The sequence below is a fragment of the Bifidobacterium sp. LH_558 genome (assembly GCF_056356295.1).
The window spans coordinates 25,252-50,070 of sequence record NZ_JBKETZ010000004.1; the positions used below are offsets into that span (position 1 = coordinate 25,252).

A 24,819-nucleotide genomic window follows, 5' to 3' on the forward strand; every position below is an offset into this window, starting at 1 on the left:
CAAAGAATTTGAGGAAAAATGTGCAGACCTATTGTATCTATTGTGACCGCAACGCACAACAGATCAGATTTACTGAAACGTCTTTACTCCTCCCTCTGCGAGCAAAGTAATAAAACTTTTGAGTGGATTGTGGTTAATGACGACAGTTCCGACAATACAATTGAAGTATTAAATTCATTTGATGATAGCATTTTCCCAATAATCAAAAGAACAATGTCACATGGAGGAAAGCATCGTGCTGTCAATAAAGGAGTTCAATATGCAAAGGGCTTTCTAACACTTATTGTTGATGATGATGACTGGCTCTTACCAAACGCTATTGAAATAATTCTTGAGTATCACCAAAAGTACAAAGATACAAAAAAAATCTGCGGATACTCATTTCTTCGACAATATCCAGATGGAGTTATTAATACAAACGAATTTTCTAAAGATGTAGTTATAACTTCTTATGTTCAAGCTCGAATTAATTCAAAGATAAGGAATGCTATCGGAGATCGAGCTGAAGTCTATTTCACTGATATCTTAAAAGACAACCCTTTCCCAGAATTCGACGGGGAGTACTTTTATTCTGAAGATGGATTATGGGTAAGGCTATCAGAAAAATATGACATGGTGCATATTCGTAAGCCAATATATTCAGGAGACTACCTCCAAGACGGGCTTACAAATAATGGAAGGAAAAGCAAACTTTCATCTCCTCAGGGGATGATAGACCGCACGAATGCTTTCCTCTCTTCTTCAGAGCATATTCGTCTATATGCAGTTCTTAAAATGACAATTCTTTGGCTAACCTATAATTTCTATCTAGAGAAAAAGGCTTTACCGTTAATTTTATCTTCAAAAAAGAAAACTCTGACTCTTTTTTGTATTCCTTTTGCAAAAATTCTTTTAAAAAAATGGAAAAGCGTATCTTAATGCGGCTCTAATACATTCCAGGTCTGCAGTTTTCTTATATTCTATAAATAAATCATTTAATCGCATTAACAATCATTTTAGTCTATACTGACGTCTACATCTTGATATAAAATTTTAAACTATGAAACATGCTTTTTGCATTATGGCTCACAATAACTGGAAACAGCTCTCCACATTAATCTCTTTATTGGATGATGAGCGAAATTCAATCATTCTTCATATTGACGCTAATGCTAGAAGTTTTAATTCATCGGCAATACAACTTCCGAAGAAGGCATCGATTCGAATGATTCCGCGCAGTCGTATCAGGTGGGGAAGTAGATCTCAGATTGACTGCGAAATCAGTTTACTTAAGGAAGCGCTATTAACTGAGAGTGACTATTACCATTTACTTTCTGGCGCAGATTTACCATTGCATAGTATGGATTATATAGATCTTTTTTTCTCGCAGCATTCCGGTTATGAATTTATACATTTCACAGAATGTAATGAGAGCATCACTCCTGAAACTCGTGAAAGAATTTCTTTTTACCATCCTTTTCAAAGCATACTAGGAAAACACAACTATGCTGCTGAAAAAATCCTTACATACATTCAGCGAAAGTGTAACATAGATCGTATAGGTGAGAATTTACCACTCGGCAAAGGGGCAAACTGGTGTAGCATTACAAAACCTTTTGTTGAATATTTAATTCTCCAGTGGTCTTCTTACACAAATCTATTTAATAGTTCCTCTTGTGGTGATGAAATTTTTCTACAAACAATTTTTATTAATTCACCATTTATAAAGAATCTCTTTCATCCTGAATCTGATGATGACTACAGTTCCATCATGCGTCTGATCGATTGGGAAAGAGGCACACCATATACATTTAGAAATACAGATTATATCGATTTGATACAATCACCTATGCTATTCGCAAGGAAATTCAATGAAGATGTCGATTCCCTTATCATTGAACAAATCGCTGAACATGTTCGTTCCGAGTGATGAACTCTGGATTAAGCAGATACCAATTTATACGAAATATATGCATAGGATAAAGCAAAATGGGAGCCTGCGGGCCTAAAATTATAAGGTGATAGAAAGGGTTGTCGTCGATGTCGAAGAATCAACAGAACTGGATAGGTATCATCACGCTCAATGATGATGACAATTATGGAAATCGGTTACAGAATTATGCGCTCACCCAACTTCTTGGAGGTCCTTCAATATGCACCACGATAAAATTTGATGTCAACAGATTGTCTTTATTGGAATACTACTTGCGTCCAATATTGGAATTTCTAAGGAAACTTATTTCAGAAAAGAAAAATGTGCTGAGATATCTTCAGCGACTGCGCCAAAATAAATTATTTACTAAAAGATTTGTTCCTAATGATGTGTTTGCCCTTACTGCTCGAAAAGGGCTTCGACGCAGAGAAGATATTAATCTGAGAAAAATAGTGTTAGGCTCTGATCAGGTTTGGAATTATCAATGGTTGACAAAGACCGATCTTGCCCTGCGGCTTGGTTCGTTTGTCACGGCTGATGTTCCGATCATTAGTTACGCCGCGAGTATCGGTGTCTCGGAGGTCGATGCCGATATCGAACCGATTTTTCAGAAGTATCTGCCTCGTCTGAGGGCGATTTCGGTGCGTGAGGATCGTGCCAGGGAGCTGGTCGGGGAGATGACGGGTCTCGAGGCGGTGGTGGTGTTGGATCCGACGTTGATGCTCGCTGCCGATAGCTGGCGTTCCATCACCCGCGGTTTTGTGCCCGATGATGATCGATACGTGCTCACGTACTTCCTGGGGAAGCCAAGCGCGGCGCAGGAGTACTCCATTCAGGAGTGCGCAAGGGCGTATGGGTGCAGGATACGGCGTATGCTTGACCCACGCGATCCGGAGACGTATGTGGCGGGTCCGCAGGATTTCGTGGAGCTGTTCTCCAAAGCGGAGTATGTGTTCACTGATTCCTACCACGCTTGCTGTTTCTCGATTCTGTTCCATAAGCAATTTACTGTATTCAATCGAGATGGCATGAAGGGCAGCATGAATTCGCGTATGGAGACCCTGTTCCGGCTGTTTGAACTTGACGCCACCATGATGGACGCTGGCCTTGCCCCAGAGATTGACTACGCGAACATCGACCGGCTGTTAGAACGCCATCGTACCGAGTCCTGGGCGTGGCTCGACAAGGCCATGGAGGCGTAGGCGATGGCTAGCCAGCGTAGGATCGGCGCGGTGATGGGGTATGGGAACATCGTCGTCAAGAATCTCGTCAACCTGTTGTACACGCCGTTGCTGCTCCATTTCGTGGGGCAGGGCGATTACGGCGTGTTCCAGATGTCGAATTCGTTCGTCTTCTCGCTGACCCTGCTGAGTTTCGGTTTCTCGGAAGCGTACGTGCGTTTCTATTCCCAGCGCAAAGCTCATGGCGGCGAGGAGGACATCCGCCGGCTCAACGGCATGTACCTGGTCCTGTATTCGGTGATCGTCGTGGTCTGTCTGCTGCTCGGTTCCCTGTTCGTGGCGAACGTGCAGAACCTGTTCTCCAGGGGGCTGACCCCGGACGAGATGGTTTTGGCGAAATCATTGATGTCCGTCATGGTGGTCAACGTCGCCGTCACGTTGTTCTCCACGGTGTTCGACGCGTTCCTGCTGGTGCACGAGCGGTTCTTCTTCCAACAGTCTCGCCAGATGCTCGCCACGGTCCTCACCCCGGTCCTCGCCGTGGTCCTGCTGAACCTCGGGATGGGGGCGGTCGGGGTCGCGTGCGCGCAGCTGGCCACGAATGTCGTGCTGCTCGCGCTCAACATCCGTTTCGCGGTGGGCAAGCTCGGCATGCGGTTCTCGCTGCGCCATCTCGATTTCGCGCTGCTCAGGGGATTGGCCGCGTTCAGTTTCTGGATCCTCCTCAACCAGGTGTGCGAGCTCGTCAACCAGCAGGTCCCGAACTTCCTGTTGGGGGCGTTGGCCAGCTCCGCCATGGTGGCGGTGTATTCGATCTCCGTCCAGATACGGTCGGTGTTCTATTCCCTGTCCGGGGTGATGTCGAACGTGTTCGTCCCCAAAATCAACCGCATGGTGGCCGCGACGGACGACAACCATGAGCTCACCCTTCTGATGACCCGCGTCGGACGCTACCAGATGATGTTGTTCTGCTTCGTCTACGGCGGGTTCGCGGTCGTCGGACGATACTTCGTCCACATATGGGCGGGGCCGCAGAACGACGCCGCGTACTATCTGGCGCTGGCCATGACGCTGCCCCTGGCCGTCCCCCTCACCCAGAACACGGGCATCGAGATCCAACGCGCGAAGAACCGCCACCAGGCCCGCAGCGTCGCGTACGTCTGCACCGCGGCCCTCAACGTCGCCCTCACCCTGGCGTTGATACCGCGGCTCGGCTATTGGGCGCCGGCGGTCGGCTACATCACCAGCGTGGTGCTGGGAACCGGTCTGTTCATGAACTGGTACTACCAGCGCCGCATCGGACTGGACATGGTCCACTTCTGGAAAAGCAACCTCCCCGTCGTCCTGTACACGGCGGCCGTGGTCCTCGTTTGCATGGTTGGAACGCGGTTTATCGCGGTGGACGGGATCGCGACGTTCCTCATGTGGGGCGTGTGCTATTCGCTGCTGTTCCTCGCCGCCACATGGCCGTTGGGGCTGCGCCGCGAGGAACGGGCAGCGATCATCCGAAGAATCCGCCATACGGCTCCCAATTCTCTCTAAACGAAAGGAAACGATGATGACATCCACCGGATACACGGACGAGGCGAACGTGCAGATCCTCGTGGCGCTCATGAAGCACCACGGGGTGCGCAGGATTGTGGCGAGCCCGGGAACGACGAACATCACGTTCGTCGCCTGCCTGCAGCGCGACCCGTATTTCACGGTCTTCTCCTCCGTGGACGAACGTTCCGCGGCCTACATGGCGTGCGGCATGGCCGCGGAAACTGGCGAGCCCGTCGCGTTGACCTGCACGGGCGCGACCGCGTCGCGCAACTACATGCCGGGACTGACCGAGGCGTACTACCGCAAGCTTCCCGTGCTGGCCGTGACCAGCTCCCAGCACCTCGGCCGCGCCGGCAACATGTCCCCGCAGATGCTCGACCGCACCAGCGAGCCGAACGACGTCTGCAGGACCAGTGTGCAATGCCCGTCCGTGCACAGCAACGACGACCGTTGGCTGTGCGAGGCCAACCTGAACCGCGCGCTGCTCGAGCTCACCCGCGACGGCGGCGGCCCCGTGCACGTCAACCTCGTGACCACGTACAGCGACAATTTCAGCGTCGCGCAACTGCCTGCGGTCCACTACGTCGACCGCGTCGAACACGGCGACGAACTTCCGACATTGGAGGGCAAGCGCACAGCCGTGTACGTGGGAGCCCACACGGTATGGAGCGAACGGCTCACCAGGGCGGTCGACGGTTTCTGCCGCGAACACGGAGCCGTGGTGATCGGCGACCATACCTCGAACTACACCGGCGATTATTGGGCCGAGGCCGTCTTGCTGCTCAACCAGACCAATTACATGCCCGCCTGCCGGATGGTGGACGTCATGATCCACATCGGCGAGATCTCCGGAGCCTACGCGAGCCCGAACGCCAAGGAGGTCTGGCGGGTCAGCCCGGACGGCAAACCCTGCGACGCGTTCAACAAACTGCGGTACGTCTTCGACATGGGGGAAGCCGAGTTCTTCGAGGCCTACGCGCCGCAGGCGGGCGGACCGGAGGCTCCCGCGAACCGTCTGCTCGACGAGTGGCGTTCCGAGGACGCGAAGCTCAGGTCGAAGATCCCCACCCTGCCGTTCTCCAACATCTGGTGCGCGCAACGGGCCGCGTCGAAGCTGCCGGCCGGATCCGTGCTGCATCTGGCGATCCTGAATTCGCTGCGCAGCTGGAACTTCTTCCCGGTGGACCCGTCCATCCGCTGCTATGCGAACACCGGAGGTTTCGGCATCGACGGCTGCATGTCCTCGCTCATCGGAGCCTCCCTCGCCTCGCCGGGCAAGCTTTTCTTCGGCGTGATCGGCGACCTCGCGTGCTTCTACGACCTGAACTCGCTCGGCAACCACCACGTCGGCGGGAACGTGCGCATCATGGTCATCAACAACGGCGTCGGCACAGAGTTCAAGAACTACAACCACAAGGCCGCCAGATTCGGACAGGAGGCCGACGCGTACATGGCGGCGCGTGGCCATTACGGCGACCGTTCCCACGAACTGCTCAAGCACTACGCGCAGGACCTCGGATTCGAATACCTCAGCGCGAGCAGCAAAAAGGAATACCACGACAACATCGACCGGTTCACCACCGCGGAGCGAACGGACAAGCCCATGCTCTTCGAGGTGTTCACCGACAGCCAGAACGAAAGCGACGCCCTGCGCATCATGTCCACGTTGGAGACCAACGCCGCGGGAATGGTCAAAGAGGCCGTCCGCGGCGTGCTCGGCGACAAGGGAATCAACACCATCAAGAAGATCCTCGGACGATAGACGACGGAAGAAAGAAGAACAGAAAGGAGAGCCTCCATGCGCGTACTGATCCTGGGCGGCACCGGCGCGATGGGCGTGCACGTCAGCGAACTCCTCACACGGATGGGACACCAGGTGACCGTGACCAGCCGCAGGCAACGGGCCTCGAACGACCCGAACCTCACGTACCGGACCGGCAACGCCAAGGACAAATCCTTTCTCAACGGTCTGCTCTCGACGCGTTGGGACGCGATCATCGACTTCATGATCTGGTCCACGCCCGAGTTCCGGGAACGGGCCGCCTCGTTCCTCAACGCCACCGGACAATACGTGTTCGTGTCCTCCTACCGCGTGTACGCCGACTCACCGGTGATCCGCGAGAACTCCCCACGCCTCCTCGATACGATCGACGACCCGGACTATCTGGCGACCGACGAATACGCGCTGGCCAAGGCCCGCTGCGAGGACATGCTGCTCGAAAGCGGCAGAACCAACTGGACCATCGTCCGTCCCGCCGTCACCTACGACGGGAGCGGACGATTCCAACTCGCCGTCCACGAATCCGACGCCTGGCTATGGCGCGCTCAACGTCGCATCCCGGTGCCCCTGCCCGACGAGATCCTCCGGAAACAAGCCACCATGACCTGGGGCGGCGACGTCGCCCGCATGATCGCCCTCCTCATCGGCAACGACCAGGCGATGGGCGAGGCGTTCACCGTCTCGACCGCGGAACACCAGACATGGCGGACGGTGGCCGACATCTACGCGCGAATCGTGCCGCTCGTGGTGAAGGACTGCCCGATGGCCGAATTCGAACAAGCGCACGGAGCGAAATACCAGATCCGCTACGACAGGATGTACGACCGGATCATAGACAACAGCAAAATCCTCACCGCCACCGGCCTGACACAGGAACAACTGACCGACACCCGAACCGGACTGCAGACGCAACTACACGCCTACCTGAACTCCCCCGACAGCCCCGCGCTTCCCGAAAGCCCTGGCCGCAACGGACGATTCGACCGACTCACCGGAGGCACCCCCTCACTGAAACACATCACCAAAACAGGAGCCAAACCCACCCTGAAATACCTCATCAGACGATTCCTCTAATCAACCCGCGTCAAAAGAAAGTTGATAAATACTTCATGAAGAAATACATCAATTATTTACATCACTTCGGCCCCACAATTACTTTCTTGCGTTTTCTATCTAAAAAAATACCAGCGTGCGGAAAATGGTATTCAAGGAAAGTTGAGGCTTTCTTGACGACACGTATTGCACCGTATGTGCAATACGATAAAGCGAATTCAACGGAAAACTCCACGATTCCTTCGGACGCCCCCATATGGATTATGTGGTGGCAAGGATTGGAGGAAGCTCCTGAAATTGTAAAGAAATGCTATCAATCCGTTCTTGACCACGCGGGAAATCGTCCTGTCCATTTATTAACAGAGAAGAATTTTGCCGATTTCGCTCCAAGATCTAAATCTTTTTTACGATATGTAGAAACCGGCGAAATCACGTTAACACATTTTTCTGATTTTCTACGTTTTGAATTATTGTATTTACACGGCGGCATTTGGCTTGACGCTACTCTATTTATGTCCGACAGTATCGACTCGATGTTAGAAGGAAAACGACTCTTTTCCATACGTCAAGGAATTCAGACATTCCGCGGAGGAGTATGGGATTCCCAATGGTCTCTTTTCTGGACGGCGTATTGCTGGGGCGGATGCGCAGGCGAACCCTTGTTCAAATGGATTATCGATATGTTTGATGAATATCATCGCAGAGTAGACATAATGATCGATTATCTCCTTGTTGACCGAGTCATCAACCTCGCGTACACAACCATAACCGATGCGCACAATGCCATTGAAGACATCCCCGACAACAACGGAGACGCTCTGTACATGCAGTCGATGCTGAACAAGCCCACAGCTGATTTCCGTCCATCAGATTCCACTTCTCTATATAAGTTGTCTTGGAAAGAGAAATACCAGCCAATATCAGACTCCGGCAAACCGACACTATATGCACTCCTAATGAAAGAACCATCTAGCCTGTACCACTCATCTCAAATCTAGCGAAATTGCTATGTCCTATCGCAGATAGGGCCGTGGACGTCGTCTCCGAGAGGATGTTCACGGCCCTATCTCGCACTAATCCCATCATGGTCCAATAAATGCCTTCTTGGAGATTGGATGGGAAATTAGAATTGTTCAGCCTGCAAGAAGGATAACGTCTGGATTCCTGCGCGCTTTCCGATTCGGTCTTGATGAGGAAGAGCGAGCCACAAGTGCACATCCTTTTGGATACTGCCGACACTTGCCAACAATTTAATTGTGACTGTAACTATGCGTTACGGCTTTTTTGGAGCGACAGAAGGAAACCGCAGACAACAAGGCTCATGGCCAGGATGGCGATTAGGAGATACGTGGTGTTGGCGATGTTGACGCCGGTGGCGGGCAGCGGCGTTGATGAGTCTTTTGGGGTGGTGGTGTTTTGTGTTGAAGTGGGGTCTGCGGAGGTTGGGGAATCCTGAGGATTTGTGGACGTCGCGGGATTCGATGGAGTTGGATTTGTGGGAGCAGTCGGCTCCGTTGGAATTGCTGGCTCGGTCGGTTCAGCGGGCTCGGTCGGATTTGTGGGGTCTACCGGATTTGGTGGCTCTACGGGGTTTGTGGGTTCAGATGGCTCGATGGGCTCAACGGGTTTGACCGGCTCGGCTGGTTCGGTCGGTTCGGTCGGTTCCGTCGGAGGTGGGGGAGTGGGCTGCCCGGCGTCGCCTCCGGGCGTGCATACGGAATCAGGTAATGCTGCGGTTGTTGTGCCGAGTTCAGCTATCGCAGATAGACTATCTCCCGCATACATGGTGATGGTGTAGGTGGTCCCGCATTCGGGAGTGAACGGTATGTCGAACGATGCTGTGGCGTCGATGCCGTCGCCGTATGGGCCCCATATTGCGTCGTCAATCATGGTCCAGATGTGCGGGAATCCACTTTCGATAAGCTCGTCAGGAATCGTGGCGGTAACGGATATCGCGGATTCGTTCACCGTTACGGCGAATGTCTCGTTGGGGGATTCGTTCGCTTGCGCGGGAACTGTGGCGACGCAACAGGCGAATACGGCTACGGTCGCGATCAATACGCGGGAAATACAGTGACGGATGTTCATGAGGGGCTCTGCTTTCGGATGACGCTGCGATGGTTTATGGAGGTGACGTCGTTGTCGTAACCATTCACACCATCATATCCAGGAAATCCTAAAGAATCGAACCGGTTGAAGGCCTGTCGCTTTCCCTATCGCATGCAGCGCCCCACACCAGCAATGGAATGGCGGCGAACGCATATCCCTCGAACTGAACGTATAGATACGCGACCAGCAGCAGCCAGCACACCGTCTGCTTGTTCCACGCATGGTGCCGTGTGATATGCCGGAGAACCAATGCCATGAGGCCGCACAAGCCAGCCAGACCGAATTCGGTGAGGAAGCTCGTGTAACCGCTCATGGTGAACATGGTGTCCGCGGTTTTCGCGGCATACCAATTAGCAGGGGCGGAGGAATTCATACCCCACGTGTCTAGTAATCCCACCGCACGGTTGGCGCCGGCATACGTGGCCTCGATGATGTTGCCCGCGCCATACCCACAAATCAGCGTCCACGGATGCTCCGTCAGTCCGCACAGCGGTCCCAGGCTCTGCCAGATGCGCGCGAAGAACGAGCCGTCACCCTCCGCGCCGTGATCGAGAATCGAACTCAAACGCGAATTGGCGAACACGCCAGCCACGGCGAACACGGCTGTTCCAGCCAGCGCGAGCAATCCTCGATGCCTGTGCGCGGCATCATGCCAGCGGACCTGCGCCACAATCACCACCACCATGGCGATCACCGTGTCCAGGATGATGCGCGTGCCCGCGCCCATCAGCATGCTGCCCGCGGCGAACACCACAATCAGATCGCGCAGACGCTTCGCCAACGCCGCATCACGAGGGCGGGTCAGCCAAAACAACGGCAGCAATATGCCGAACAGGTGCATGCCAATATAACTTGGCTCCGCAAACAGGAATTGCGGGCGGTCGCCGCCCCAAGGCGAATCCGCCGGCAGATAGTCGCGGGCCATCAACTGCTCGAAATAATCTACCACCGTGCTCACCTGCAGGCGCAGTGCCACCCATTGCAGCACGCCCACGGCGAACGCGAACCAATACGCGGCAAGAACCACGCGCACCATCCTGCGCCACGGCAAGCCCTTGCAGGTAACGGCGATATGCACAGCGGCCAGTGTGGCCACCGCGCCCAGCACGCCGGTCAGACTCATCACCATGGCCTTGCCGTGGAAGCCGAACGCCAGCCAACCCGGGATAGAAAGCGCGGCCAACGCCACCGGCATCATCATGAACGCGGCATTACGGCGGAACGTTTCGCGCAGATACTGCCAATTGCACAAGCAATACGCCGCGAACAGCCACGGGCTGATCGGAGTCCAAAACGGTTGATAGAAGCCGACGACCGTACCATCGACGGGCAGAAGCGCCAGCGCGACGAAGAACAGGATGTCGCTGTGGGTGGCGACAGGGTGAGGGGCGACGTGAGCGTGAGCGCGGTCGAGATGTGGTGTGGCGGCGCTGTCTGCGGCGGTAGTGGCGGTGGCGGAAGGTTGTGTGGTCACAAAACTCCTTGGCTCCGGATGAGTAGGGAAGCATATGGTTGCGCGCCCAAGCGTTCCTCTTCCCCCGTGGGCATCGCTTTCGTGGCGGTTGCGGCAGGTGCGCGAACGCATAACCCTGCCCCCTAAACAATACACCGGCGAACACACTGGCCGAACGTTAACGCTCGGCCAGTGTGTTCGCGTTTTACCGTGCTGGCGTGAAACCTCTGACGAGAGTGGCATAGAGCGGCCTCGCCCCCGGACGTCAAAAATTCCACGTTTGGAATAGGCGAAAATGACAAAAATTCCGTGTTTCAAACATGCTGAAATGTCAAAAATTCCAAGTTTTGGGAGTTGAGATCTTTTGGCTGTGGGTTTTATTGAGAGTGTGGATTGTTGTAAAAAGCGTTAGATTTTTACGAATTTGAAAATGTTTTATCTTGATTTCGTATAGAATGAAGTGGATATGGTGAAAGGAGTGCCATGATTCGTCTTCAGTCAATCACGCTGAATGGTTTCAAGAATGTTGGGCATGGCGAAATCGCGTTGTCGGCGTGGAAAAAGGGTGGTCTTGCTCCAGACGCCGATATCGTAGGCATTTATGGGCAGAATGGTTCCGGCAAAACCTCTGTGATCCAAGCGCTCGGCATAGTGAAACGTCTATGGAGTGGAAAAGGCATTCAGAAGGTCGCTGCAGACTGTGTATCGAAGGAAAGCGGTGAGGCTGAAATCATTGTCGAAGGCGTTCTCTTCGATGATGAAACGCAAGTTGCTGATATGCAGTTCATCTACACGGTGGCATTCTGTGATGGCGGCAAAGGGGCGATGCTGCTCGGCGAGGAGCTCGCATACAAGGATCTCTCCCAAAAAGACCCCATGCGTACCGTACTGTCGTATTCTTTGCGCGATGATACCTTGTGGGGGTATGAGCTGAAGCCGAAGCAGCTCTGGAAAGACGTTCTGTCGTTGGACGGCAATGCGAAAACCGGATTGGCTGTGGCTCAGCGTTTGGCGGTCGAAAAAAACAGTTCGTTGATGTTCTCAGAAGACTTCATGTCTTTAATGAAACAACTTAGCGATAAAGCCGGCTCAAAAGCGTCGGGTGCGGATGTCTCTGCAAGTGTGTTAGGCACCGTCTCCACGGTTTTATCGTTGGCGCAGCTCATTTTGGATATAGCGTTATTTGCTTTGACTGATCTGGCTGTCGTCGGCGTTTCGCAATACGCGGTTTCCATGTTGAACCGACTGCATATCGTGACGCATGAGGGCGAATGGGGCGGATTGGCGGACGCGTCGTTTATCGTAAATCTGGCCGAACCGGCCACCTTAAGCGAGAAGCAGCTTGGCGATCTGCGCAACACGGTCGAGAAAATGACCCCGGTGCTTTCCGCGCTTGTTCCTGGCCTCTCGTTGGGCGTCGTCCAACTTGGAAGCATGTTGGGCGAGGACGGGACGCCGGTCGAACGGGTCGAAATCACCTGCACTCGCGGCGAGACGACCGTGCCGCTGCGGTGTGAATCCGAAGGCATCAAGAAACTGGTTTCGATCCTCACCCTGCTCATTGATGTGTATTCCAAGCCTGGCGCATGCGTCGCCATCGACGAATTGGATTCCGGCGTATTTGAATTCCTTCTGGGGGAGATTCTGCAGGTGCTCCAAAATCACGGTCGAGGTCAGCTGATCTTCACCGCGCATAATCTGCGCCCCCTGGAGACTTTGAACAAGGGGTCGCTGGTGTTCACCACCACCAATCCGGAGCGGCGCTATATCAAATTCCGCGGCAGCCGAGAGAAAAGCAACCTACGTAGCCAATACCTGCGCGCGATCAACCTCGGCGGGCAGTCGGAAACCGTGTATGAGCCGACCAACATATTCGACATCGACAGCGCGTTCTACGATTCCGGCTTCCCCGAAGGCGAGTGATCTTCATGGCGAAACCGGCAACCAAGAAAGTCATTCTGTTCATAGTGGAAGGTCCCACGGAGGAAACCGCGCTCGGAAGTGTGTTCCAGCGACTATTCAACGACAACCTTGTAAAGTTCGATGTTGTGCATGGTGATGTGACGGTCATGCAAACCACTAAAGAGCCCCGCGAGCGGGTGCGTGAGTTGATTCTTGGCGAGCTGAAACGCGACCGTGGCTACCGGTGGAAAGACATCGCACAGATCGTGCAAATCTGCGACACGGACGGAGCCTTTATTCCGGATAACCTCGTGCTTGCGGGTGATTCGGACGCGATTGAATATCGTGAGGATTGCATTCTCACAAGCAAAACGGAAAGCATATGTTTGCGCAATCGCAGAAAGAGCGAAGCACTGCGCAAGCTATCGAGCCTTACATGCTTGACGTACCAACAGCATATGGTGCCGTATCAGATTTACTACTTCTCTCGGAACATGGAGCACGCCCTGCACAACCAATCCGGCACCCTCTCCAACTCGGAGAAGGTGAGGCTCGCCCAATCGTTCCGCAGACGGTTTGCCAACGATCTGCCCCACTTCAAGGCTTTTATGCGAAGTTCGGATGTCGCGGTGCCTGGCGATTACCAAAACACGTGGAACGCTCTGCGAGAAGGTGTCTCATCGCTACACAGGGGTTCGAACCTGCACTTGGCTATTCCCGAATAACGGTTTATGGGCTCTCGGACATGGACGATTCGGCATAAACTGCCGATTCCTCCACGTTGGGGAGTTGTTCGGCGTGGATGACTGCACAGCAACTGACGGTCCATCCGCCTTGAGAGACGTTGATTCAGGATAATGTGGACTGCGTCTTAAGGTATTCGCGCAGGTACGGGATGGCGAAGTCCACTTTGCCGCGTTCCGGTACGTTGATGATTTTCTCCTCGATCAGTTTGGCGCGGTACTGGTTGGCGTAATCCATGGTTTCATTCATGCGATTGGCCACCTCCGCGGTGGATGAGGGGCCGTCGTCCTCGGCCATGGCCTTGAGATAGTCGACGGCTCGTTCGGGGAGATTATCGATTACGGGCGCACATACCCCTTCCCCGAGTCGGGCTCTTGCCTGGGCGATGCCTTCTCGCGCGTCTTGCACAGTGATTTCGTTGGTGGTGTTCGTCTGGCGGCGTCGGCCCGCCCTCCACATGTGGTATCCGACGAGTTGGATCATGTACGGATATCCCTCCGTGGCCTGCGTGGCCTCATCCAACGCGGCGTCGTCGATGGCGACGTTTCTGCTGCGAATGGTGTGGGCGAACGATTCGCGTACGTCATCCAGAGGGACATCCCCGAGCTTTTTCAAGGACGCACGGCGCAGAAACGTGACCACCTTGGCGTTGAGCAGATCGGAGATGACCTGGGGTAGTCCGGCGAACACGAACGCGACGTTCGCATTCTCCCGGAACATATGTTGCGCGGCCGTCGCGATGGCGGTGATGTCGGAGGGATCGGCGTCTTGGATCTCGTCAATGGTGACCAGCAGTCCTCTGTTCTTGCCCAGTGTTTTCAGTCTGGCGTTCATGGCGTCGCGCAGCGTGGAGGGTCGCAATGCCGGTGCTATCGACACTTCACCAAGGCTTGCCCCCATGAGGGAGGGCTTGATTGTGGCGCCGGCGAAGATGCCGGGGTCCGGAGCGATCTGCGTGATTAGTCGGTCGCACAGTCCTTCGCTGGCCGTTTCGTCGACGACGTGCCAGTGCCTTTGCTCGGCAATCGTGCGCAGCTCGATCAGCATCACTGTTTTGCCGCTGCCGCGTGGTCCTGAAACCAGCATCAGCCGATCGGGTGCTCCGGGGCCGTCATCCAATCCCTCGGAGAAATCCTCGCATATCATGTCGCGGCCGATGAGCACGGGCGGCATGACGCCTGCCGTGGGTTTGAAAGGGTTGGCGGGGAACGTCATACGAGATCCTTTCGAGATGTGGATTCGAATCATTATAGAATAAATAGAATGAAATAGAAAATCTTTAGAAAATTTCTAGAGAATTATGGTGGTGTCGCTAAACGGTGTTATTTCATGGTTTTTGAGCGATATGCGGTGATTTATAGAATAAATAGAATGAATAGAAGAAGTTGAGAGCGGTATCTGTGTGCTTTGCTCCTTTCCCTGGTGTCTTAGAAGCTGGGATCCTTCGACTGCGCGCTGCGCGCTTCGCTCAGGATGACGGAGGGGAGGATTGTCGCGGTGTGTTCGGTGCGGGCGAGGAGGGGATGGGCGGTGTTTTGTGAAGAGATGCGGAAGAGGGGTGTGAACGAGACTGGCCGTACCCCCTAGCTGATAGTCTGTCAACCGTATTTTTGTCACATAGACGAACAGTAGGGGTTATGGTTCAAGAAGAGATGAAAGCGTCTGAGGAACAGGGTGTGACGCTTGCCGATTTGATGATGATGATCCGCAAACACGTCATTATGGTCATCGTGGTGTTTGTGGTGGTTGTGGCCGCGGTCGCCGCGTACACGTTCACCACGCCGAAGAAGTATTCCGCCACCGCCGAGCTGCTGGCCATGTCTGGCCAAGGTGCGGTCGGCGAGGCCAACGGCAACAGCGCGTCCCAGTACAGCGCGATCAGCTCGTACCTCAATTCGCAGATCGTGATCTATCCGCAGTTGGCGAAAACCGAAACCGTGCTGGACAGCGTCATCGACGACCTCAACCTTGATATGACGGTTGACGAGGTCGCGGCGCTTATCACGGTGAGCAATCCCTCGGACACGCTGATGGTAGACATCACGGCCGAAACCCCGGAACCCGAATTGTCCCAGCAGCTGGCGGATGCCGTGGCGGACAGCCTGAGCAAGCAGGTCTCCACCTCGATGGAAACCATGGACGAAGAGCGCAACCCCGTGCTGCTGTCGGTGGTGCAGCGCGCCCAGGTGCCGGAATCGGCGAGCTCTCCCAACGTCAAGCTGTATCTCGCCGCCGGTGTGGTGGCCGGTCTGATTCTGGGCGTGTGCTGCGCGATCGTGCGTGAGATGCTCAACACCAAGGTGGAAGAGCCCTCTGAAGTGCGTGCCGTCGTTGGCGCCTCCTCGCTCGGCACCGTGCCGCAAGACGAGCTGCTGGAAGGCAGCCGCCCGATGGTGGTCTCCCGTCCGGGCGGACCGCTCGCCGAGGAATTCCGCCGCATCCACACCAACCTGTCGTTCCTCTCCACCGACCGCGTGGACGAACATGGCCAGGTGCTGGTGTTCATCTCGTCGACGCCGTCCGAAGGCAAAACCACCGTCGCTGTCAACGTGGCCGCCGCATTGGCGGAGGACGGCGCAAAAGTGCTGCTCATCGACGCCGATCTGCGCCACCCCTCGGTGGCCAACCGCCTTGATATCGAAGGTCATGTGGGCCTCGCTCACGTGCTCTCCGGCCAGATGATGCCTAAAGACGTGGTGCAGAGCTACTGGAAGCCGAACTTCCATGTGCTCGCCGCCGGCAAGCGTCCGGCCAACCCCAGCATTCTGCTCAACTCCGAAACCATGGCCAAGCTGGTTTCGCAGGCGCGCACGCAGTATGACTACGTGATCATCGACACCGCTCCGCTGAGCGTTTCCAGCGACGGCGCCATGTTCGGCCGTTGGACCAACGGCGTGGTTCTGGTGACCGGCAAGAGCGTGTGCGAGAAGAAGGATCTGGCCGAAGCCTGCGTGACGCTCGAATCGGCCAACGTGCCGGTGCTTGGCTTCGTGTTCAACCTCGCGGACCCGAAGAAGAACAGCGGAGACTACTACTATTACTACGACGAGGACGGCGGCAACTCGCGCGGCAAAAGCGGGGCCCATCGCCGCAAGCGGGAGAATCAGTAGTCCCAAACGCAAAATCAACAATTCGATTCGGATGGCGTGAACGTATGAATACAATGCCGTGCGAACAATCCCAGTCGAGTGGCGACGTCGTCACCACCGACTGGGATATTCCCGTGATTGATTTCTCACAGGTGTCCGCGCCCGAGGACGGGCCGGATGGGGCACCTGCGAAGGGCGAAGACGCCCAGGATGCCCAGAGCGCCGAACGTGTGGCGCGCGGAACTCTACGCAAACGGCATATGGCCATCGTCGTTGCGGTCGCATGCGTGGTTATTGTGTGCTTGGCGGTTGCGGTATTGGTGCTCTGAACCGGTCATGCGGTCTCGTGTGAGTCCGCATAATGCTTGCGCATGCTGGTGAAGATTGTGCGCAGTGCGGCGTTGGTCTGCTCGGCGGCGAGCCGGAACTTGTCGAAGGACTGGCGGTGAGGATCAGCGATATTCTGGGCGGTCGGCAGCATCGGGCGAATCAATGTGGAGGCGCGGATTACTGATTGCAGACGTTCCTGGATGGTCATGCCTTCGACCAGATTATTCTTGGCGCAGTATTCGCACATATTCGCGAAATCCGTGATTAGGAATGTATAACGGTTGGCGTTCGGCGCCAATGTGACGATGTCGGCGCGCTGCTGCTTCTCGAAGCACAGAATCAGATCCGCGGATTCGGCCATCTGCCGGGTCAGCCTGCGGGAGCGGAAGTCGCTGGTGTCGATACCCACCGCGTTCATTAGATATTCGCTGGAGGGGTCGATGGGATGCGAGTCAAGTCCATGCGTGCCCGCGCTGGAGACCTGCATCGAGGTGCGCTCCAAGTAATGGCTGGTCAGCAGCTCGCCTATGGGAGACCGGCAGATATTGCCCGTGCAGACGAACATGATATGCATGAAATCCCCCTCATTGAATCGAACGACGACTGCGTCTCTGTCAGCACTATACCTCAAGAGTTTTTGTGAATGGTCTTTGGGTGTTTTGCAAGGGGGAGGCGAATATCAAGGATTCGGGGGCTGGGAACGGTATTGTGAAGTGGGGATAACCGGGATAATGACGCAAAGCACACGCCGCCGCCCCACGAGTGCGGAATTGCAGGCGTGGAAGGAGACGAATCCATGACGTTCAATAACGATGGTTACAATCTGTTCGACGGGTTGGCGGACGCCCCGATGGCGAGGATGGAGCCGCCGACGCCGCCATCGCCTCCCACATCGTCTGCGTCATCTGACCAATCTGCATCATCTGGGTCATCCGGGTCTTCCGGGTCTTCCGGGGCATCTCACCGCTCCGCAGACGATGAGCCGCTTAAGGAACACCTGTCGCGCCGCGCCGCCCAGCGTCGGCAGCGTAAACGCAAGCGCAAGCGCAACCGTCGTATCCTGATCGCCGTGGCCGCGGTGCTGGGTGTGCTGATCGCTCTCGGAGTGTGGTTCGGTGTGTCCGCGCTGAAGGCGAAGAGCGAGGTCGAACAGGCGGTGGGAGTTGTCTCGCAGATTCAAACCAGCGTGAGCGAAGGCGATATGGATCAGGCCGTCAGCGGACTGAACGATTTGGGCGAGCATATCGACGCGGCCTACCGGCAGACCAACAGCCCGATTTGGGTGCTTGCCTCCTGGATGCCGTATGTGGGTTCGGATATCGGCGCGGTAAGATCCGTGGTGGGCGCGCTGGAAACGGTGTCCACCGACGCGCTGCCGTCGCTCTCCGCTGCGTTGGACGGTTTTTCGTTGGATTCCATCAGCGTGCAGAACGGGCAGATACAGATCGGAGACCTGGCCAGTAGGGCTGAAGACCTGACGGCGGCCAGTGCGGTGATTAGCCAGGCCAACGACGAGTTGCAGGCAGTGGACGGATTGCGGATCGAGCAGCTGGCAAGCGCGGTGGATAACGCGCAAACCAAGTTCGATACGGTGTCGTCGCTGCTCGACACCGTATCGCGCGCGGCACAGCTGCTGCCGAAGATGCTGGGCATTGAGGACGGGCAGACGCGCAACTACCTGCTGATTTCGCAGAACAACGCCGAATTGCGCGCCACAGGCGGCATTCCCGGCTCATGGGGTGTGGTCACCGTGAGCAACGGCGTGATTTCCGTTTCGGAGTTCGACTCGGCACATCGGGTGTCAGAAACGCCGGTGGTGGAGCTGACGGCCGAAGAGAAGGTGCTGTATGGCGAACATCTTGCCGAATATCAGCAGGATATTAATTTCACGCCTGATTTCCCGCGTTCCGCGTATATCGGCACGGTGATGTGGAAACTGCTGAAGAACCAAGACGTTGACGGCGTGATCAGTGTGGACCCGGTGGCCTTGCAGCGTATGTTGGCGGTCACTGGGGGCATGACCCTGTCGGACGGCACGGTTTTAGATGGGCAGAACACTGTGCAGACCCTGTTGCGCGACAGCTATATGCGCTTCGATACGCAGTCGACGCAGGACGCGTTCTTCGCAATGGCGGCCCAAGAGGTGTTCGAGCATGTCACGCATACGTCGGGCAACAATACCGCGCTGATCAAGGCGCTCAGCGGTGCCGTCACCGATGGGCATATCCTGCTCTGGTCGGCCCATGAAGACGAACAGGAGATTCTCTCCGGCACCACCATCGCGGGCGAGCTGGAGACGGATGATGAAACTGATGCAGTTGCGGGCTTGTATTTCAATGATGGAACGATGGGCAAGATGGACTGGTATCTCCAGCGTGAGACCTCATTGGAATACGAGACGACATATCCTAATGGAGCAAAGCAGTATGTGCTGCATGTCAAACTGACCAACACCGCTGATCCGACCACTGCGGCGTCGATACCCGAGTTAGTGCGAGGGTATGACCGTGATGGCAACGCTCGTTCGGGAGAGATCGCTACCTCTGTGTATGCCTTTGCTCCGGTCAAGGGACGTTTGGTGAGTTGGGACTTTACAGGCAGCGGCGTGACCGAAGAGGGATTTCAGAACATCGGTGTGTTCGAAGGATTGACTTATGGTGCTGTGGACATCACGCTGCAACCGGGGGAGAGCTGCGAACTCACCATACGTTTGGCGACATCGGTGAACGCGGAAGGTGAAATGACGCTGCGAGAGACACCGACGCTGGAATGATTCGCTGAACGATGTTGAAAACCCTCCTGGTAGGAGGAGGGCGCGCGAAGAGATACGAAAAGGTCCTCGAGAATAATCTCGAGGACCTTTTTAAGAATTCCCTACTGAAGATGAATTCAGCGGGTGGCCTTCTTGCGCACGGCGAACAGAGCCATGCCGGCGGCGGCCATCAGGACCACAGCCACGGCGTACGGAGCCACAGCGGCACCGGTGTTGGCGGTGGTGTTGGTGTTGGTGTTAGCACCATTGCCGTTGGTGGTGTCGCCAGCGCCGGTGGACGGAACGGTGGCGGTGGCGGTGGCGACGACGTTGCCGGCGCTGTTCTTCATCGTCGCGGTGACGGCGGAGCCGGCCGGAGCGTTGGACTTGAACTTGTAGGTGGCGTGCAGGATGCCGGACTCAGGGGCCACCATGCTGTTGGACTGCTTGATGGCGGCGAGGGTGACGGACTCGACGTAGGTGTCCTCGTACTCAACGTAGTAGGACTCGCCCGGGGTCAGGTTGGCGAACTCGAACGACGCGGTGGTGCCGGTAACGGTCGTAGCGGAACCGTAGGCATTCTCGTCGGCCATGGCGGTGCTGGTGGCGAGGCCGAAACCGAAAACAGCGGCGATGGTGGCGAGGAGAGCCACGATCTTCTTCTTCATAGTTAGTTATCCTTTACCTCTCAGTTGTGGGCCGAAGCCCTTGCTGAGACTTGACTTGTGGAGTTCAGAGTATCCCCCATGCTCCGTGTACAGTGCTTCACTATACACCCCCGTAAGACACTGAAAACCTGAGGGAAATGGCGAAAAGCCGCCGCTGTGTGACAAGTTCGTCACTTGATGTGAGGGCATTCGCACACCCCCGAATGGAGGGCACGCGTCAAGTCCGCGAAATGTCAACAATGTTGACGAAATGTGACGAAGATTACGAAAAACATCCATCGACCCGTGCTTCGGCGTGTCGTTTTGAGGCGTCAGGCGTAACTCGCGCCGATCAGGCGGCTTTTCCCGACGCCGCTGGAGCGTCGTCCTCGTCGGCGAAACTGAACAGCTCTTCCACCGTGGTATCGAACACCTTCGCGATATCCATGGCCAGTCGCAGCGACGGGCAGTACAGGCCCTGCTCCAAACGCCCGATGGTCTCGCGGCGCACATTGACCAGATCCGCCAGATCGGACTGCTTCATATCCCGCTCAAGACGGTGCAGTTTCAGGCTAGTCCTCATCGTCTTCCCCCTTGGCCCACTGGTGCTCCAGCCACAGGTAACGCGCGTCGGAGAGCGCCAACACGGCCATGGCGAGCATGGGCAGTGTCATCGGTCGAATCTGGTGCATCCCCGGCTGCAGCAGCGCCAGCATGGTGTAGATGAAGCCCAACAGAATCAGCACGGCGATCATCGTGGTCAACGCGAACTGCATGGCATCGCTCTGATGCTTGTCGGAAAGCTCGTCGCGGCGCGGATCCTGCCGATTGAGCACCAGAATCACCAACACCTCGCCAGCGATCCACAGCACGGCGACGACGGCCGTGGCGATCACCCCCACAAGATTGTTCTGGAACAGCAGCAGCGAGGCGCAGCACACCGCTCCCACTATTTCGACGACCATGCGCAATGAGATATATCGATTGAAGGTCATCGTGAAGTCGCTCCTCTTCCATATCCACGGTACCGACGAACCGCCATTGAACCCATGCGGCCGCCTGGTGAAAATCCTATTGAAGAATCTAGCACCCTTGGCGAGATTTCGAGGGGATAGGACGAGGGAATACAGTAAAGCCCCGCACTCGGCGGGGCTTTACGGCAAGTTTCGCGATCAGTACCAGTGGTTGGCGAGCCAGAAGTTGTACGCGCCGGCAAGCGAGCCGTAGCGGCCGTTGCAGTAGCTGACGAACCACTTGAACTGCGTCTGGTAGTTGGTCTGCCAGTCCGCGCCGGCGGAGGCCATCTTGCTGCCCGGGAGCGCCTGGGCCAGGCCGTATGCGCCGGAGCTGGCGTTGGTGGCGGTCGGATTCCAGCCGGACTCGCGGGTGATGATGTACACGGCGGCGGAGAAGTCGCTTTCGCTGTATCCGTTGGAGATCAGGTAGTCATGCGCCCACTGCTGCATTTCGCTGGCCGGCACGGTGGTGCCGAGGCTGGCGCTCGAGCTGCTGGAGCTGGACGACGTGCTGCCGGTGCCGACCAGAATCACGCGGTCGACCGGCTCCTTCTTGACGTAGGAGGCGAACACATTGGAGGAGACGACCGTGTCTCCTGCCCGCGTGACCAGGCTGGTGGTCTCCATCACGCCCTCCTCGCCTTCGGATTCCACTTCCTCCACGCCCTTGGCGAGCTCGTCGGTCTCCTTATAGACGGTGTTGAACGCGATGGCGGTCTCCGAGGTTTCCAGTTCCGCGCCCACGCGCTCGATGGTGATGACGGTGGATTCGTCGACCTCGTCGGTCAGGGCGGGGGAGACGGTGTCGCCCGATTCAAGTGTGATATTGCCCGCGTCGAGCACGGACTTGACGTCGGTGAAGGCGTCCTTTTCGCCGAGGACGATGCGGGATTCGCCGTTGATCTTCACGGTCACGAAGGTGGTGTTCTTATCGGCACCCTTGAGGGATTCGCGCGACGTGCCACGGGAGACGGTGATGCCGGCCGTGTCGGTGGCGGAGAACTCGGTGATGGTCTGCGAGGCGACGAGCTCGTTGTGATAGAAAGCGTTCGTCACCACGCCGGCGGTGGCAAGCATTCCCACTGCGGCGAAGGATGCCGCGATCTTCATCCACTGGCGCTTGCTCAGGGACTTCAAGGTGGGGACGTTCTTGCGATGGCTGGCCATTACGCTCCTTGTTCGGCGGATGATGGTGTGCAGGCACACTTCTTCCAGTGTAAAACAGTGTGTGCATAATGTGAAATCCCGCCCACCCAAAAAGGGCAGACGGGAAGGGGACGTCATCCTGAGCGGAGGCGAAGCCGGAGTCGAAGGATCTCAGCCCGCTTTACTCGGCATCGGCCGCGTCGGCGGCCTGCGTCATATCAAGCGCCTTGGCCTGCTCGATCAGGTCGTCAAGCGCCTCGGCGGGCAGCGCGCCCGCCTGCTGGAAAATGATCTGCCCCTGCTTGGCGACCATCAGCGTGGGCACGGCCTGCACGCCGGCGGCCTGCGCAAGCTCCTGGTTGGCGTCGATATCGACCTTCGCGAAGAACACATCCGGATTCTTCTCGCTCGCGGCCTCGAACACCGGGCCAAACGCGCGGCACGGGCCGCACCAGGTGGCCCAGAAATCCACGAACACGATCTCATTGCCGTTGACGGTTTTCTCGAACTCAGCGGTGCTGATGGCATGAGTGGCCATAATCTGCTCCTTACCTCGGGTGTCGCCTTCAGCTTCCCATCACCACTCAACATTTACGCGGTCTTTACGCCGGGAGAATAGGCGAACGCGCGAACGCGCGCGATAATGGGAACCATGCCAGTCCTGAATGATGAGGTGCCCAGCGAGGGCGACTTCGACGCCGGCCGCCGCCGCGGCGAATTCGATTCAATCACGCCCGAGGATTTCATCCGCGGATCAGGCGGTTCAGGGCGCGGCAACCCGCCCGGATGGCTCGGCCGCGACGACATCGACCGCGCCCGGCGGCAACTGCCCATCGCCTACGTGGAAATCGTGCCGGTGCGCACCGACGACCTCGGCCGCATCAGCCAGGTCGGATCGCTGCTATGCGTATCGGACGACGGGAACATCGAACGCACACTGATCACCGGGCGAGTGCTGTTCCACGAAAGCCTGCGCGAGGCGATCGCGCGCAACGTGGCCAAAGACCTGGGCAGCATCGCCCTGCCGCTGCTGCCGGCGAACCTGCAGCCATTCACCGTGGCGGAATTCTTCCCCACACCGGGCCTGAGTGAATGCTACGATCCACGCCAGCACGCGATCGCCCTATGCTATGTGGTGCCCATCGCCGGCGACTGCAAACCGCAGGACGAGACGCTCGACGTGGAATGGGTCGACCCGCACAGCGACACGATGGAAACCTTCCTTGCGCAAATGGTCAACGGGCACGACCGAATCGTGCGCCAAGCGTTGGCCTGGGCGGGAATCTGACGGTAATTGGAGGAATATGCGCATCGCAAACCATATCTACCGCGGCGGTGAGGGACTGCCGCTCATCCTGCTGAACGCGTACCCGGTGGACCACCGCATGTGGGACGAATGCGCGGCCGAAATCGCGCGCATCGCCGACGCCGAAGGTCTGCCCTCATTCCCGATCTGGGCACCCGACATGCCCGGCTCGGGCGAATCCGGCGTGCCCACGGCGGAGGAATCCGGCCCGCAGGAGCCCAACGGATCCTATCCGCAAGCCCTGAACCGCGCGGGCGAGGCCTACGTGCGGCTGATGCGCGAAGGTGGATACGAGAAAGCCATCTGGGTGGGGCTGTCGATGGGCGGATACATGGCCACGAACCTGTACCGCATCCACCCCGAAGCGGTGGCCGGACTCGCGCTGTGCGACACCATGGCCGCGTCGGACGGCGTCGGCGGCGAAGGACGCCTCGCCACGGCCGACGCATGCGAACAAAGCGATTCGCTGGAGCCGGTGATGCATTTCGCGCAGCCTCAGCCGGGGGATTCCAGTGTGAAGCGCTCGCCGGCGTTCGTGGAGAAGATGACCGCGTGGATTGAGAGCCAGACGCCGGCCGGAGCCGCATGGCGGCAGCGCATGACCTACGGGCGTGCGGATTTGAGCGATGTGCCGGCGACGATCGACGTGCCGGTGGCCGTGGTGTCCGGCACGCTCGACCCCACCAGTAATCCGAGCGTGATGAAGCCGCTCGCCGAACGCATCGGCAGCAACGCCGTGTTCACGCAGATCGAGGATTGCGGCCATTTCAGCGCCGTCGAACATCCCGACGTGGTGGCCCGCGCCCTAGTAGACCTCGTCAAGCGCGTGCGGATGGCTTAACTTCGGTACAACG

The 24,819-nt window shown here is 56.6% G+C and carries 23 protein-coding genes; 14 read left to right on the plus strand and 9 right to left on the minus strand.

Translation table 11 applies throughout. The annotated features are described in order from the left end of the window. Positions 1–42 precede the first annotated feature (42 nt). From AC1AV0_RS06420 to AC1AV0_RS06450, 7 genes are all read left to right on the plus strand, one after another. Positions 43–918, plus strand: coding sequence for a glycosyltransferase family A protein (locus AC1AV0_RS06420; protein ID WP_476572287.1), 876 nt, complete (start codon positions 43–45; stop codon positions 916–918). Between the two features lie 142 nt (positions 919–1,060). Beyond that, positions 1,061–1,909, plus strand: a complete 849-nt coding sequence (locus tag AC1AV0_RS06425) for a beta-1,6-N-acetylglucosaminyltransferase (RefSeq protein ID WP_476572289.1) — start codon at positions 1,061–1,063, stop codon at positions 1,907–1,909. Positions 1,910–2,019: 110 nt separating this feature from the next. Beyond that, the gene (locus tag AC1AV0_RS06430) at positions 2,020–3,114 is read left to right on the plus strand and encodes a polysaccharide pyruvyl transferase family protein (RefSeq protein WP_476572291.1); all 1,095 of its coding nucleotides are present in this window, start codon (positions 2,020–2,022) and stop codon (positions 3,112–3,114) included. 3 nt (positions 3,115–3,117) lie between these two features. After that, positions 3,118–4,635 carry a lipopolysaccharide biosynthesis protein gene (locus tag AC1AV0_RS06435; protein WP_476572293.1) on the plus strand — a complete coding sequence of 506 codons (1,518 nt, stop codon included), beginning with the start codon at positions 3,118–3,120 and terminating at the stop codon, positions 4,633–4,635. Positions 4,636–4,648: 13 nt separating this feature from the next. After that, a complete protein-coding gene (locus tag AC1AV0_RS06440) occupies positions 4,649–6,400 on the plus strand; it encodes a thiamine pyrophosphate-binding protein (RefSeq protein WP_476572295.1) in 1,752 nt (583 codons plus the stop codon). A 36-nt stretch (positions 6,401–6,436) separates the two neighbouring features. After that, on the plus strand, positions 6,437–7,492 hold the full coding sequence (locus AC1AV0_RS06445; protein WP_476572297.1) for an NAD-dependent epimerase/dehydratase family protein: 1,056 nt from the start codon (positions 6,437–6,439) through the stop codon (positions 7,490–7,492). A gap of 35 nt (positions 7,493–7,527) precedes the next feature. After that, entirely contained in the window at positions 7,528–8,469 is a 942-nt protein-coding gene (locus AC1AV0_RS06450) for a capsular polysaccharide synthesis protein (RefSeq protein ID WP_476572299.1), read from the plus strand. 268 nt (positions 8,470–8,737) lie between these two features. On the opposite strand, the gene AC1AV0_RS06455 is transcribed toward AC1AV0_RS06450, so the two are convergent. Beyond that, a complete protein-coding gene (locus AC1AV0_RS06455; RefSeq protein WP_476572301.1) occupies positions 8,738–9,559 on the minus strand; it encodes a hypothetical protein in 822 nt (273 codons plus the stop codon). Between the two features lie 88 nt (positions 9,560–9,647). After that, complete coding sequence (locus AC1AV0_RS06460; protein WP_476572303.1) at positions 9,648–11,054, minus strand: hypothetical protein; 1,407 nt, start codon at positions 11,052–11,054, stop codon at positions 9,648–9,650. A gap of 462 nt (positions 11,055–11,516) precedes the next feature. On the opposite strand from AC1AV0_RS06460, the gene AC1AV0_RS06465 reads away from it, so the two are divergent. After that, entirely contained in the window at positions 11,517–12,956 is a 1,440-nt protein-coding gene (locus tag AC1AV0_RS06465) for an AAA family ATPase (protein WP_476572305.1), read from the plus strand. A gap of 5 nt (positions 12,957–12,961) precedes the next feature. After that, positions 12,962–13,660, plus strand: a complete 699-nt coding sequence (locus tag AC1AV0_RS06470; RefSeq protein ID WP_476572306.1) for a hypothetical protein — start codon at positions 12,962–12,964, stop codon at positions 13,658–13,660. Positions 13,661–13,784: 124 nt separating this feature from the next. Here the strand turns inward: AC1AV0_RS06470 and AC1AV0_RS06475 are convergent, their stop codons facing one another. Continuing rightward, on the minus strand, positions 13,785–14,894 hold the full coding sequence (locus AC1AV0_RS06475) for an AAA family ATPase (protein ID WP_476572308.1): 1,110 nt from the start codon (positions 14,892–14,894) through the stop codon (positions 13,785–13,787). 461 nt (positions 14,895–15,355) lie between these two features. On the opposite strand from AC1AV0_RS06475, the gene AC1AV0_RS06480 reads away from it, so the two are divergent. Both AC1AV0_RS06480 and AC1AV0_RS06485 read left to right on the plus strand, forming a co-directional pair. Next, positions 15,356–16,789 (plus strand): tyrosine-protein kinase domain-containing protein, encoded by a 1,434-nt coding sequence (locus AC1AV0_RS06480; RefSeq protein ID WP_476572583.1) that lies wholly within the window; start codon positions 15,356–15,358, stop codon positions 16,787–16,789. A 44-nt stretch (positions 16,790–16,833) separates the two neighbouring features. Beyond that, the gene (locus tag AC1AV0_RS06485; protein WP_476572310.1) at positions 16,834–17,097 is read left to right on the plus strand and encodes a hypothetical protein; all 264 of its coding nucleotides are present in this window, start codon (positions 16,834–16,836) and stop codon (positions 17,095–17,097) included. A gap of 5 nt (positions 17,098–17,102) precedes the next feature. Here AC1AV0_RS06485 and AC1AV0_RS06490 read toward each other — a convergent pair whose 3' ends face one another. Then, entirely contained in the window at positions 17,103–17,672 is a 570-nt protein-coding gene (locus AC1AV0_RS06490; protein ID WP_476572311.1) for an arsenate reductase/protein-tyrosine-phosphatase family protein, read from the minus strand. Between the two features lie 222 nt (positions 17,673–17,894). Between AC1AV0_RS06490 and AC1AV0_RS06495 the strand changes: the two genes are divergently transcribed. Beyond that, on the plus strand, positions 17,895–19,871 hold the full coding sequence (locus AC1AV0_RS06495) for a DUF4012 domain-containing protein (RefSeq protein ID WP_476572315.1): 1,977 nt from the start codon (positions 17,895–17,897) through the stop codon (positions 19,869–19,871). Between the two features lie 116 nt (positions 19,872–19,987). On the opposite strand, the gene AC1AV0_RS06500 is transcribed toward AC1AV0_RS06495, so the two are convergent. The 5 genes from AC1AV0_RS06500 to trxA form a co-directional block, all read right to left on the minus strand. Continuing rightward, positions 19,988–20,518 (minus strand): hypothetical protein, encoded by a 531-nt coding sequence (locus AC1AV0_RS06500; RefSeq protein WP_476572317.1) that lies wholly within the window; start codon positions 20,516–20,518, stop codon positions 19,988–19,990. A gap of 331 nt (positions 20,519–20,849) precedes the next feature. Next, the gene (locus tag AC1AV0_RS06505) at positions 20,850–21,080 is read right to left on the minus strand and encodes a helix-turn-helix transcriptional regulator (protein WP_476572319.1); all 231 of its coding nucleotides are present in this window, start codon (positions 21,078–21,080) and stop codon (positions 20,850–20,852) included. Then, complete coding sequence (locus tag AC1AV0_RS06510; protein ID WP_476572321.1) at positions 21,070–21,492, minus strand: hypothetical protein; 423 nt, start codon at positions 21,490–21,492, stop codon at positions 21,070–21,072. Before AC1AV0_RS06510 ends, AC1AV0_RS06505 begins: the two co-directional genes overlap by 11 nt. 177 nt (positions 21,493–21,669) lie before the next feature. Then, a complete protein-coding gene (locus tag AC1AV0_RS06515) occupies positions 21,670–22,680 on the minus strand; it encodes an aggregation-promoting factor C-terminal-like domain-containing protein (protein ID WP_476572323.1) in 1,011 nt (336 codons plus the stop codon). A gap of 160 nt (positions 22,681–22,840) precedes the next feature. Continuing rightward, positions 22,841–23,197 (minus strand): thioredoxin, encoded by a 357-nt coding sequence (trxA, locus tag AC1AV0_RS06520; RefSeq protein WP_476572325.1) that lies wholly within the window; start codon positions 23,195–23,197, stop codon positions 22,841–22,843. A gap of 114 nt (positions 23,198–23,311) precedes the next feature. On the opposite strand from trxA, the gene AC1AV0_RS06525 reads away from it, so the two are divergent. Both AC1AV0_RS06525 and AC1AV0_RS06530 read left to right on the plus strand, forming a co-directional pair. After that, the gene (locus AC1AV0_RS06525) at positions 23,312–23,947 is read left to right on the plus strand and encodes an NUDIX hydrolase family protein (RefSeq protein ID WP_476572327.1); all 636 of its coding nucleotides are present in this window, start codon (positions 23,312–23,314) and stop codon (positions 23,945–23,947) included. Positions 23,948–23,963: 16 nt separating this feature from the next. Continuing rightward, entirely contained in the window at positions 23,964–24,806 is an 843-nt protein-coding gene (locus AC1AV0_RS06530) for an alpha/beta fold hydrolase (protein WP_476572330.1), read from the plus strand. Positions 24,807–24,819 lie beyond the last annotated feature (13 nt).